Annotated in this window: 10 protein-coding genes; 5 read left to right on the top strand and 5 right to left on the bottom strand. The window is 35.8% G+C overall.

Features of this window, described 5'->3' with window-relative positions; all coding sequences use genetic code 11:
• The 3 genes from FEDK69T_RS16065 to FEDK69T_RS09860 form a co-directional block, all read left to right on the top strand.
• Nucleotides 1–258: hypothetical protein (locus FEDK69T_RS16065; protein WP_211234594.1), on the top strand; the 258-nt coding region annotated here is incomplete at its 5' end.
• A 548-nt stretch (nucleotides 259–806) separates the two neighbouring features.
• Nucleotides 807–1,259 (top strand): Hsp20/alpha crystallin family protein, encoded by a 453-nt coding sequence (locus FEDK69T_RS09865; RefSeq protein ID WP_023574021.1) that lies wholly within the window; start codon nucleotides 807–809, stop codon nucleotides 1,257–1,259.
• Nucleotides 1,260–1,565: 306 nt separating this feature from the next.
• Nucleotides 1,566–1,847: a hypothetical protein gene (locus FEDK69T_RS09860; protein WP_023574020.1), complete on the top strand. Its 282-nt coding sequence runs from the start codon at nucleotides 1,566–1,568 to the stop codon at nucleotides 1,845–1,847.
• A gap of 778 nt (nucleotides 1,848–2,625) precedes the next feature.
• On the opposite strand, the gene miaE is transcribed toward FEDK69T_RS09860, so the two are convergent.
• Complete coding sequence (gene miaE / locus FEDK69T_RS09855; protein ID WP_035630594.1) at nucleotides 2,626–3,207, bottom strand: tRNA-(ms[2]io[6]A)-hydroxylase; 582 nt, start codon at nucleotides 3,205–3,207, stop codon at nucleotides 2,626–2,628.
• Between the two features lie 69 nt (nucleotides 3,208–3,276).
• Between miaE and FEDK69T_RS09850 the strand changes: the two genes are divergently transcribed.
• On the top strand, nucleotides 3,277–4,521 hold the full coding sequence (locus FEDK69T_RS09850; RefSeq protein WP_023574017.1) for a glycosyltransferase: 1,245 nt from the start codon (nucleotides 3,277–3,279) through the stop codon (nucleotides 4,519–4,521).
• A 29-nt stretch (nucleotides 4,522–4,550) separates the two neighbouring features.
• Here FEDK69T_RS09850 and FEDK69T_RS09845 read toward each other — a convergent pair whose 3' ends face one another.
• From FEDK69T_RS09845 to FEDK69T_RS09830, 4 genes are read right to left on the bottom strand one after another with little or no spacing between them, the layout of a single operon-like run.
• The gene (locus tag FEDK69T_RS09845) at nucleotides 4,551–6,527 is read right to left on the bottom strand and encodes a DUF3857 domain-containing protein (protein ID WP_023574016.1); all 1,977 of its coding nucleotides are present in this window, start codon (nucleotides 6,525–6,527) and stop codon (nucleotides 4,551–4,553) included.
• Entirely contained in the window at nucleotides 6,524–8,455 is a 1,932-nt protein-coding gene (locus FEDK69T_RS09840; RefSeq protein ID WP_035630526.1) for a transglutaminase domain-containing protein, read from the bottom strand. Before FEDK69T_RS09840 ends, FEDK69T_RS09845 begins: the two co-directional genes overlap by 4 nt.
• On the bottom strand, nucleotides 8,430–11,696 hold the full coding sequence (locus FEDK69T_RS09835) for a toxin-antitoxin system YwqK family antitoxin (protein ID WP_023574015.1): 3,267 nt from the start codon (nucleotides 11,694–11,696) through the stop codon (nucleotides 8,430–8,432). The genes FEDK69T_RS09840 and FEDK69T_RS09835 overlap by 26 nt, the downstream gene beginning before the upstream one ends.
• 22 nt (nucleotides 11,697–11,718) lie before the next feature.
• Nucleotides 11,719–12,162, bottom strand: coding sequence for a DUF4268 domain-containing protein (locus FEDK69T_RS09830; RefSeq protein WP_023574014.1), 444 nt, complete (start codon nucleotides 12,160–12,162; stop codon nucleotides 11,719–11,721).
• A gap of 77 nt (nucleotides 12,163–12,239) precedes the next feature.
• Here FEDK69T_RS09830 and FEDK69T_RS09825 point away from each other — a divergent pair, with 77 nt between their 5' ends.
• Entirely contained in the window at nucleotides 12,240–12,881 is a 642-nt protein-coding gene (locus tag FEDK69T_RS09825; RefSeq protein ID WP_023574013.1) for an NUDIX hydrolase, read from the top strand.
• The last annotated feature ends 34 nt before the right edge of the window (nucleotides 12,882–12,915 follow it).

The raw sequence follows: 12,915 nt of genomic DNA, 5'->3' as shown, positions 1-12,915 counted from the left end.
CCTGCGCAGATGGTACTGCAATCTTGTGGGAGAGTATGTCGCCGCCTTTCTTTTGAGAATCCTCATCACTTTGTGATGGGGATTTTTTGTTTTATAACGATTTTTATTTTAGAAAAAATAAAGATAAAGCCAGGGCAAAGCTGTGGGAGATTACGTGATAGCTTTGCTTTTGAAAGCCCTATCAATCATATAGTTTTTTGGGATCTATTGACTAACAGTAGAGGTAAAGGTTTGCCTTGTAAGAAAAAAATATTCTAACCGCTGGAGTAGGTTTCTTGTTTCATGCTAACCCGATACCAGTTTATTGATTGGATTGGGTGAGGGTGGAAAAGGAAAGGATGGACAAATGCGCCCATTCCTGTATCCCGAATACCTTTTTTGAAAAACAGCTCCCTATCACAAACTTATTATAAAACACATTCAATCAGTGTATTTGGTTTTATTTATCGTGCCTTTATAATGCTTAAAGGATTGGAAAGTTTATCTTTTTGGTCGTTAAGCCTTTAAAGAGCGTACAATTTAATTTGTATGCTCTTTTTGCTTTATACTGATTCGAGCGTCGGATTGTGGTTCCGAAGGTCTGATTCAATTTCGATAAGAAAAGGATGGACTTTGCGCCTATCCCTGTATCCCGAATACCGTTAATTTGAAAACGGTACTAATGGTTCGTGACAATTTTTCATTTTTAAATCTGAAAAAATGTCATTTTAATGGATTGGCACAGTTTTCGATTTTTATCTAATGTATCTGGGAAACCAGAGTAATGTTCATAAAATTAATGTCTAACAATTTTAAAGTAAACAGTTATGAATCTAATTAAAAGAAACGAAAGCCAAATGCTCGGCTTTCCTCGTATGCTTTTTGATGATATCTTTGGCCGTGAGCTTTTCAATTGGGAAAACACCAATTTCTCATCTACAAGAACTACTTTGCCATCGGTAAACATCAAGGAAAATGTTGACAGTTACGAAGTAGAAGTAGCTGCCCCAGGGATGGACAAAAATGATTTCAACGTCACCTTAGACGGAAATCTACTAACCATTTCGTCTGTAAAGCAACAAAATGAAATTACAGAGGAATCAAACTTCACACGCAGGGAGTTTAGTTATCAATCTTTTCAACGAAGCTTTGAGTTGCCTAAAGATGTGGTCGACGATGAGCACATTACGGCACGCTACGAAAACGGCCTACTGCTTTTAACTGTTCCGAAAAAAGAGGAAGCTAAACAGAAGCCGCCAAGAATGATTGAAATCTCTTAATTTCGGGTTATTTCACATTTAAGCATAAAAGCTGTCTGAGAGGACAGCTTTTAGATTGTAAAATTTTCTTCTATGTCATTGCAATTATTTTCAGGGATGGCTGTGCTGTCCATTGTTGTTTTGTTACTTGTCTTGTTGCTACGCGAGTTATAGCAGCCCTATTTTATTGCTTATATTTTTTTGGTCTGGCACTAGGCTCCGCAGCCTTGAATGCCATTCACGAGCCGAATATTGTTTCGGAGCTTGGGAAAATAGTTATCATCTTTTAATGTTTACCATTATAAGATATTTAAAAACGAAAAAAAAATGGAAAGTTTATATTATATATCGCTCAATATCAAAACGGTTTCGGGAATAGATTCCTATGCAACTTATAATTTAGGAGAGGATAGAGAAAAGGCTATAGCAATCTTTAATCTACTCAAGGGTTCTTCTAACTTATCTGAACATTCTGTTTTGACCATGGATTTTACTGAAATGAGAGATGGAATCCCATTTCCTATCATCATGTTGGATTGTACCTTCCAGGAAGTAGTTTATAATACTAAAGTTATAACCCGTGAAATATTTAAAAACCTTAATCTTTAACTTTTAATCATTTTTATAATGGTTACTCTTTAATTAACAGGTTTAAGAATTTTTAACTTAATTAATAATCTATATTCGTTTTTTCAGATGCTAGTGTTCTTCTATATTCAAGACCTAAGCATGTTGAAACAACAACTAAACTCTATGAACAAAATCAAAAAGAAACGATTAAAAAAGAACTTACCAAAGCAAAAAATGACAATAAAAACTATACGATGCTAAAGCAAATATGGGCTGTGCTTAGCGTTGTTTCTATCATTGCATTTTTTTTGTAAAAAACGAATACTTCAAAGGTTTATAACTTGGCTTTCTCTGTTTGTTTTTCGATTTTTTACTGCTCGACACCTTTTTGCATAATCGTTTAAAACCTAATCTCAAATTTTTAATCAACTCAGACAGTGACTTAGTTTAGTAAAAAGAAAGAGGATGGACAAATCGCCCATCCCTGTATCCCGAATGCCGTTGGAAACGTATTTTATTTTTTTATTCTCTTTGTGGGCTCGGATTGCAAATCCGCCTTTACTTTGTATTGATAAAAACAACTAAATTTATTCAAAGGAAAGCAGACGTGAACTTATACTTAATAAGCTGTTCAAAAATAGAAAATAATTCGGGTTTTTACACGGTTGCGTGAGGGATGGAAGCGGCATACTTTTTTGCCGTTGTAATGGCAAACTTTTAGAGTATTGCATCCTGGCAAAAAAGATACAGCGTACAGCCCGACCCGAAGGGACGCGCCATAAAAAAAAACAATCCGTAATGAATTGGTTTTCTCTTTTTACCCGTGTACGGTTTCCTGTTTTCCGTAGTTGGTTATAATGGCGGCTTCGTATTCCAGCCATTCTTTCCAACGTTGATCTACGTCTACTCGTTCCGAAAATTTCTTTGCTAATTTCAAAAAAGTAGTGTAATGTCCGGCTTCACTGACCATTAAGTCGTGGTAGAATTTTGCTAATTTCTCGTCTTTAATGTTTTGGGAAAGGACTCTGAAACGCTCGCAGCTTCTTGCTTCTATCATGGCTGCGAAAAGTAAGCGCTCGATTAAAGAATCGTTTCGGCTACCGTCTCTTTTGGAAAATTTGAAAAGTTCGTTTACGTAATTGTCTTTACGCTCCCTTCCTAATGTTAATCCACGTTCCTTAATAATATCGTGAACCATTTGAAAATGCTCTAACTCCTCGCGTGCGATGCGTGTCATTTCGGTTACTAATTCTTCGTTTTCAGAACTGTTCACAATGATATATATCGCGTTGGAGGCCGCTTTTTGTTCGCACCAGGCATGGTCGGTCAATATTTCCTCAATATTGGATTCTGCTATGTTTACCCAACGTGGATCGGTAGCTAACTTTAAACCTAACATTCTATATTTTTTTTCTGCAAAATTAAGCTCTTTTTTGGATTTGTGCTCCAATGAGAAGTATTTTTGAACATGGACAATAAAAAACTCTTAATTATCAGTTCCGTTTGGGTAGAGCCAAAATCATCGGCCGCAGGAAGCAGGATGTTGCAGTTGATTCATTTTTTTCAGGTATGTGGTTACGAAATTACATATACCAGTACATCAGTGCGCTCTGATTTTGCTTTCGACCTAACTAAAATAGATGTTTCATGCGGGCAGGTGATGATAAATTGCTCCAGTTTTGATGAGTTTGTAACTGAACTGCATCCTGATGTAGTGCTTTTTGACAGGTTTATGGTGGAGGAGCAGTTCGGTTGGCGTGTGGCTAAATGCTGTCCCGATGCTTTACGTCTTTTGGATACTGAAGACCTGCATTGTCTTCGGGATGCAAGAAAAGAAGCTTATAAAAAGAAAATTGAATTCTCTGAAGAAATGCTCTTTTCTGATGTTGCTAAAAGAGAGATTGCCAGTATTTTCAGATGTGATCTGACTTTGATGATATCCGAGTTCGAAATGGAATTGCTGCAGACTTTCTTTAAAGTAGATGAAAAATTACTGTTTTATCTGCCAATTTTGGTCAGTGAATCTACAGTCGATGAATTTTCGGATAGGTTGCCCTTTGAAGAAAGAACTGACTTTGTTTTTATCGGGAACTTTCTGCACGAGCCGAATTGGAATTGTGTACAGGTTTTAAAAACGGAAATCTGGCCCATCCTTAGCAAAAAACTCCCAAAGGTCAATCTGCTTGTTTATGGTGCATATCCTTCTCATAAGGTGTTTCAGTTGGATAACCCTAAAGAGCGATTCTTTATTAAAGGACGCGCTGAAAATGCGATTGAGGTAATTGAAAATGCTAAAGTTTTGCTGGCTCCCATTCGTTTCGGTGCCGGGATTAAAGGGAAGCTTCTTGAAGCAATGCTTTATGGAACGCCGTCTGTCACTACTTCCATAGGAGCTGAAGGAATGAATGGAAATTTACCTTGGAACGGTTTTATTGAGGATACTAATGAAGGTTTTATTGAAAAGGCAGTTTCATTATATTCTGATCAAACGGTTTGGAATCAGGCACAGCAAAATGGTTTTGAAATCATAAAAAAGAGGTTTTCTGAAGATGATTTTTTGAATGAATTGAAAGCAAGTATAGATTTTCTCATTTCAAATCTTAAACTACATCGTCAACAAAATTTTATAGGAGCAATGTTGCAGCATCATACATTACAGAGTACGCATTATATGTCGAAATGGATTGAAGCAAAAAATAAAAATACGGTTTAAAATAAAAAAGCTGCCCGGAGGCAGCTTTTTTATTTTTGAGCTATTATCAATACTATTTTGTTGAAATCGGCAGCAGCATTTATGACTGTCTTATATTCTTCGAATTTATCCAGAGGATAGTTTACAATGTTGTAAAATTCGGTGTTTTCGACATTTACTTCGTTGCCTGTTTTTGTGTAGGAACTTTTGAATTGCGCTTCTGTTTTATTATCTAAAACCAGCGATTTATTCATGTTTATTTTATCAAGGTTTTTTGTTTCTACATTAGGAGGCAGGATAACTTTTATTTTTCTGTTATAAGCATGAGGATAATCAATCTCTACCGGTAACAATCGTTTGTTTTGCTGGTAAAGTTCCATTTGTTTTCCGATAACCTGGCCTAACGACAAAAGATAGTTATTGCCGGCTTTTTGAACCAATTCATTGCCTGAATATTTGAATTCCAAAAGGAATGGATTTTTACCAACATTAGCAGTACCCTCATTTCCGGTTTTGAAATTTTCGTTCTCCTTTTTGTTAGTGTAATTTTCGATTACTGAATTGAATATAGTTTTATAATCGTCGTTGGAAACATAGTCTTTTATCGGCTGTAAATTCATCGCGGAATAACCTCCGTATGTGAATTTAGAGCTTACTGTCGGGTTTTCTATATCTTTCGATAAGTCAATGGTAATTTCCATGGTGTCGGTCGTTAATTCAGTCCCCGGAAGGGTAATGAATTTGATTTCGCTAACACCCATCATCACGCCGGCGTATTCTTTTGATTTGATGAATAAACCATTGTTATTTCCCAACTGAGCCGGGAATAATGGTATTCTGTACTCAATTTCGGTTGGCGTCATGAACTTATCAACAGTAGGGAAATAAAGCAATAATTCATCCAGATTTTCATAACTTTCAAAGTCTTTGTCAAATGGGATTGAGGATCGCTCGGAAGTCAATACGATGTTGTTTTCTATTTTAAAATGATCGAAAATTGCGATGTACAAATTTAAAATGTCTATCTGATTGGCTTGCTTGGTTTTGATTATTTCACCTAACGAAGTTTTGTTATCGATGTATTTGTCATAAACGATGGTTTTTTTGACCTTATCTTCGATATTCCAGATTAATTCTTTAGGATCTTTAGAAGTTGGTATAGTTTTACAGAAATCGGCTATGGCCTTAGTATCTTTCTTTTCTAAAGGTTGATGCATCCTGTCAAAAATATTGGACGCAAAGGTTTTGTAATTGTATAAGTTTCTTGAACCGTTGTATAGGTTTTCATCCAATTTGTAACGGATCATTTTTAAAGCGGCATTACGGTTGGCATATTCCTCATTTTTTTCCAAGGCCGGAATGTCATTTTCAGTTACTGTGATAACTTTCTTCGATTCATATTTTTTCTCATCGATGGCAACCTCCCTTAAACCATTGTACGTTTTCGTCTTAAAAACGAGATGCTCAGGGTAGATAAGTTCAAAAGACATTTTACCAATAACATATTCGTCCTGGATATTTACGGAATTCCCATCCAAATCGGGATCCTCCTGTATGATGAAGAACTTTTCGATGATGGCTCCTTTTTCCAAACCGTTGATGGCAAAATAATTGTATTTAATATTTCTTTCTTCATCAATTTCCTCTTTGATGTCGTCGTTATTAAAAGTAATGACCTTGCCGTTTTTTAAAAACACGCGGACTTTCTTAACCAAAAGATTTTCACTGCCCGCATGCGGAATATAAACTCTGTTATTTCGTTCAATGGCATCGTCTGTGTTTACGGCAGTTTTTTCATGAAGAAGGTAAAACTGTTTTGCCGCTCCCTTGTCGTTTAGTAATTCGATTTTAATATCGCGCTCTAAAACCACTTCATTCAGTTTTTTGTACTTCTCCGGTATTTCTACGGAGGTCAGTTTTTCATCCCAATTGTAGTTTTTAAATGTGTAATCCTGTGCATTAACCGAAATGGTATACAGGAAAAGTCCAGCTGCGGAAAGCGAATATTTCAGGAAGGATTTTTTCATTTTTTAGTTTTAAGGATTATCGATTCGTTATAAGCTTTTTTCAGATTTTTTACAGACTGGTTCCAAAGGTCTTTCTCACTTTTTTCAAAAAATATTTTTTTGACTTTGATTTTAGTGCTTAATATGATTTTATTTTCCTTTTGTTCATACTTAATTTCCACTTCCATCAAGTCATTATTGAAGTTCGTGTTTTTAGGTAAATAGGAGACAGCATAACCTTTTGGAATTTCCAGGTCGTAATTGGCATTGTTATAGGTCAGATAATCCAGTTCAATTCCATATTTTCTGTCTTCTTCCAATGTCAGACTTTCAAAAGCTTTGTCTAAGTTTAAATTTACAAAGATTTCATCGTCCACTTTAAGAACATAGTTTTCCAGATCAAAATTGTAATTTACCTCATAAGGCTTGTCTTTATCACTAATGTTCGTTTCCGTGTATTCTTTAAGATTGAATTTATTATTTCCTTTCAAAACCAGGCTCTTAACCATTTCGAATCGGGTTTTTCCGGTAGCATCCCCAATCTGCATAAGATAATGGCCTTTATTGTAACCGTAGAAAGACATGGTTCCGCTTCCGGAAAGCACATCGTCATTAATTTTAAGGGCAAGTGTTTCACGTACTTCGTTTTTAGCTGAGGAAACAACAGGTACTTTCACGACTTTGAATGTTCCATTTTCATCGACTAAGGCTTCTTTTCCCTGAATAAACGAAGATGGTGTGCCGAATTCCGTTTCTTTATCGGTTCCGTCAAGGAAAATATATTCATTTCCTTTTTTATAAGTAGCAATCATGTGATCGTCTACAGCCGGTGTAGCCAATTCCGAATAGGCATAAGGAATGTCCCGTGTACCGATCCAAGTGATATAAACGGAATTGATATTGGCCATATGTGCCATTGCCGTAATGATGCTGGCCATGTCTTTGCAGTCGCCAAATTTTCTCTCGTAAACCAGTTTAGCTTCTCTCGGAATAAATCCTTCATACCCTTGCTCGAAAGCCACATATTTGATATTGTCTTTTACCCAATAATAAATACTTTTTACTTTCTCGCTTTCAGTTGTTTTGTCTCCGGTTATTTTTTCTACCAGGGACTTTAGGGCTGGATCTTCCGTCTTGTTAAGGTTGTTTACAAAACCGCGATAGTAGCTGTATAATTTTGTGACATCATCCAAAACATCTGTTTTTTTGCCGTCTACGGAATAATCTTTAATATAAACATCGATGTGTGGGACAAAATGCAGAAACCCTGGAGCAAAGCTTTCCGATTTTAAAGGTTTTATGTTTTTAAGTGTCCATTTGTAATGAATTTTACCTTTTTTTTCCGTTTTGGTAAATTCGATTTTATTCTCGGGATCATTAAAAATTTTATAACCGATCGTGATGTTTTTATCCGTAGTGATTTCCAACGAAGAGTTTTCAATAGGCAAACCACTTCCAAAAACAAACTTGTGTAACAGGTGCGGATCTACGAATTCTGTTGTATAGTTAAGCACTTTTTTTGCACCGGTTTCAAGGTTCGGAAAGATTAACTGTTTTTCTTTTATGGCACTATGAAAGACATTACTGTCATCGTAGAATTTTTCATTGGTTTGGGTCACTTTTATTTTCTTTTCCTTTCCCTTATCGTTGATGATAGAGTAAGCTTCAAAACCGACCAATTTAACCAAATCGGAATGTGTGAAAGACTCTTTGTTGTTATGGATTCCGATATCGGACAAAATCATCGTTTCGGATAAGTTATCCTGAAGGATTTTTAACTTATCATCCTCAATGGAAATCTTATAGGTTTGAACATCATTTAAGATGAGTTCACTGTAATCCGGATACTTAACTTTGTATTCTTTAAAAGAAGTCTGACTGTAGCTGTCGATACAAAAAAGGACCGAGGCTACTGCTGCCACATTATTTAGTGATTTGTACCAATTCATTTGTGTCGTATTTTTTGGTTACTATCAGTTTGTTGTCTTTATAGAGTAATACATCACCGTGTAAATTGTTGTCTTTGTAATTTGCAGAAAGTAATCTGTTACCGTTTTCTGAGAAGTATTCCTGTAAACCTTCAAAATCCCCTGATTTTAAGCGCTCAATTTTGTAAATATTTCCGTTTGGATAATATTCGTAACGTTCACCATCCGTAAAATTTTTCTTGTAATTGGTTGTGACTTCCGGTTTTCCTTCAGCATTGTTGATGACGAATTTTCCTTCTTGGCTGCCTTTGTCAATAGTCATCGAAATAGCCAATTTTCCATTTGGATAATAGGAAGCGATTTCTGCCGATTCATTGCGGATTTCGACTTTGTCATTCAGTTGCCCGTCTTTCCCTTTACGGATATAATATTTAGCGGCATTATTCAGATAACCGACAATCAGGATAGCTTCTCCTTTTTGGTTGTAGTAGGTGTATTCGCCTTCAATATGATTGTTTAATTGCGTATACTCGTAAAGTTTCGATTTATTATGATAATAACGGATCGTTTTACCGTATTCATCTCCGAAAACATACTCGTCTGAAATCCTTAGGTTTCCTGCCAGATCATATTGGTTTTGGAGTCCGTGAAGTTCTCCACAATAATAAGGTCTCTCGAAAGACAGTTTTCCGGTAGGACCATAGAATTTCATGAGGTTGTTTTGTATGCCATTTACAAATTCTCCTTCGGCAATAAGATTGTTGTCTTTGTCTTTCTCAATATATTTACCGTTAAAGTATCCGTTTACCATGTCATAGTTTTCAGTGCCTATATTATAAAGGTTTAACGTAAAATTACCGCTTCGGTTTTTGTAGTCTACAGTGTTGATTGGCTGTCCGTTAGTGTCGAACATTTTGAAAGAGGTGAGTTCACCGTCCGTATAAGTGGTTTTTGCTTTCAATTTACCGCTCATCCAATATTCTCTTTTTTCACCGTTGAGTTCGTTGTTATTGTAAAAACCTTCTGTTTCGGTTGTTCCGTTCGCAAAAAACGTTTGAAACGGACCGCTTTTTTCACCGTTTTCAAAATAAATGGATTCATCCTGAATGCCAAAATCATAACTCTCATATAAGCCGTGAATTTTATCGCCGGAATAATTGGCAATAGAGTTTAATGAGCCTTCCCGGTTGTAATTGTAGGTTAGTCCTTCTTGTGTTCCTTTATTATAGTTTTCTTTAAACTTAATAATCCCATTGGAAAACTTTTGTTCCCAGACATTGTTTTTAAAACCTTTTTCAAATTCTCCGGTGATGATTACGTCACCGCTGAAGTTTTTAAACTGTACCGGTTTTTTACTTATGTTGATTGAAACGGGTTTCGGATTGTCTTTCGTGTATTGAAGTGCGCTTTTCAATTCATTTTTTCTGTATTTCCCCTCGAAATATTTGTTTTCATTTTCATCGAAATAGGAATAAACTTCCGATTCACCTTTGTCAGTATAAAACGCCTCCTTGGATTTTTTTCCGGTATGATAGTATTCGATTGTTTTTACAAGTTCTCCGTTTTGATACGTTTTTTCTTCCTCTATGTTTCCGTTGTTGAAATAACTTTTTGAAATACCGTCAATTTTTCCGTTTACATAGGTTTGTTCGGATTTGATAATTTTTTTACCATAGTATGTGGTTTGTTTTCCGTTCAGTTCTCCGTTGATATAATAGGCTTCTTCGGTGATGTCCCCAACTTCGTTGTATTTGCTGTAAGCCCCGTTAAGTTTTCCATCAGTATAGGTAAGCGACGACTTTACGGTGCCGTTTGGAAAATAACAGGTTAATTTACCGTTTTCGTTACCGTTGGTAAAGTTTAATTCACATTGCTTCCCGCCATCAATGTAGTAAGTTGTGGAAACACCTTCCAACTTATCATTTTTATAGTTTTCGATCGAATTGATATTTCCGTTTTCGAAATACTCCGTTTTTTTTCCTTCAAGTTTATCATTGACATAAGTTCTTTCTTCGATGAGTTGTCCTTTATTGTTAAAATATTTCTGAACACCTTCTGAAAGATCATTCTTAAAATTAAGCTCGGCTGTCATATTGCCATATTCATCCAATAATTTGAACTTACCTTCTTTTTTGCCGTCAACATAAGAACCAACAACATATGGGAGGTTGTCTTTCAAATAGATTAAAACTTCTTTTGTTTCCCCGAAATGTTCGGTTTTTCTTTTGGCAAACATTTTCCAGAAGTCAGTATCGATATATTTTTCCTGAAAACTTAAGATCTCTTTTTTGTGTGAAGTCAGTTTTTTGCCTAAATCATCTTCCAAGCTCAATAGGATATAATAGGAGAGTCCTTCAAAATAATTTTTTTCTGCTACATCCTTAATCCATGGGATATAAGTACTTTCAAAAAAGCCGTCACCTGATTTGTGTTCTTTCGTATACTCGACAACAGCTTGTACCTGACGGATTGCTACGTCGTCAAAATCAGATTTTACTTTGTAGGCTTTCTTTAAAGGAAGTTGATTTCTTAGAATGACATCGATTTCTTCGAAGTTGTCACCGGTTTTGGAAAATATAAGTTTGCCTTTCTCTAAATAATTTTCTCCAAATTTCTTATTCAGTTTTAAAACCGCTTCTTTGGCATATTTTCCGGTGGGAGCCAGTGTAATGTAGCTTAGTAATCCAAGTGTTCCTTCTGTGATGTTTCCGTTTTCAAGAGCTAAAAAGCCTAAGAAATAGTGTGCCGAAGCATGATTCGGATTTAAAACGACTACTTTTTTAAGCAAGTCGACACTTTTTTGGGATTCTTCTTTTCGGATATAAAGAATTGCCAGGTTGTAAAGGTAATTTGCCGAATTTCCAAGGTATTTTTGTCCTTCAAGAAACAATTTTTCTGCCTCATCATAACGTTTAGCGTCACTCAGGTAGTTACCGTACAAAGTGTATAGGTTTGGCGATTTTGGAAACTGATCATTCTGCTTCAGCTCGTTAAGAAGCTTTTCAAATTCGTCATTTTTTTTTAGGGCATAAAGAGATAGCGCTTTTTCGTATTGAGCGTCTAAGAATTTAGGATCGGCTTTTGCAATCCTGTCAAATTCTCTTATCGATTCATCGTATTTCTCATTTTCATACAGGGAAATTCCCTTTTTAATGATGGAATCGTTTTGATAGACAAACGAATAGTCTTTTTGAGGATAGGCACTTTGTGCATAAACGCCCGAAAAAGAACCTAGGAGTATGGCAGTGGCTAGTTTCTTCATTTATGTGTTGTTGGTGTTAGTCTTAGGTGTTGATTTCCAAATCACGGATATAGTCTTCGTATTCGTAAAAAAATCGTTCAAAAGAGTCCATTTTTTCATAAAAGAAATCGAAAATTTCATCCCAGGTAGCTTTGTTATACAAGCTGATTCCGGTTTTTTCGACCCATATTTTACTGATGCATTTTCCGTTTTCGAGGTAGAAATTCCTTTCAAAGATGGCGTCTTCTAAATATTCCTCTAACAGAATGGTTTTAAGGGATTCGATTTTTTCGTAGTAAATCTTTCTTTTTTCCTCGTCTTTAGGTTCAATGTCAATCAGAACCTGTGCTTTTTTATTATCTATGTGGAATTTAAATGTGAAATCCTTTATTTTGGTGTCATACAGCAGCCATTTTCGGGGGTATGCTTCTGCGAAAGCTGTCCAGAATTCCTTTTTAATTTGTTGTGCTTCTTCTTTACTAAACATCTTTCTTGTGATATAAGTTTGTTAAAACTAAATTTTGAGGTAACTTTATAGTTGGTTGACAAAAAAAACTAAATATAATGGATTTTTCTGATTTTTTGAAATACATTCCAAAAATTGAAAAAGAAAAGTTGCTGTCTGTAGAAGCGCATATGAAAATGGCGCCGCTTGAGAGGGTTTCTTCGCTTTCTTCAAAGGAGTATTTGGACAAAGACCCCAGAAAGGCTGCTGTCATGATGCTCCTTTACCCTAGAGATAAGGAAGCGCATTTGGTTTTAATTGTCAGAAATTCCTATCCCGGTATACATGCCTCCCAAATCGCTTTTCCTGGAGGAAAGGTTGAACCTACAGATATTGACCTTCAATTTACGGCATTGCGTGAAACCCATGAAGAAATAGGAGTAGAGCCGGACAGGATTCAAATAATCAAGCCTTTCAGCGAGCTGTATATTCCGCCGAGTAATTTCCTGGTTTCTCCTTTTTTAGGGATTGTTCATGATGAAATTACATTCATGCCAAGTCCTTATGAAGTGAAAAGGATCCTGGAATTGCCGTTAAGGGATTTGCTGGATGACAGCATCATCACAAAAGTGGTTATGTCAACATCCTATGCCGAAAATATTAAGGTTCCGGTTTTTAATGTGGATAAGTATGTGGTTTGGGGAGCGACGGCCATGATGATGAGCGAACTCAAAGAAACGATTAGAAAGGTATTGCATTAGCACTGTTTTTCTTAAATTTGTACTCTTTTTTAGG

The organism is Flavobacterium enshiense DK69 (assembly GCF_000498495.1).
Taxonomy (GTDB): domain Bacteria; phylum Bacteroidota; class Bacteroidia; order Flavobacteriales; family Flavobacteriaceae; genus Flavobacterium; species Flavobacterium enshiense.
This window is presented reverse-complemented; position numbering and strand designations above follow the sequence as displayed.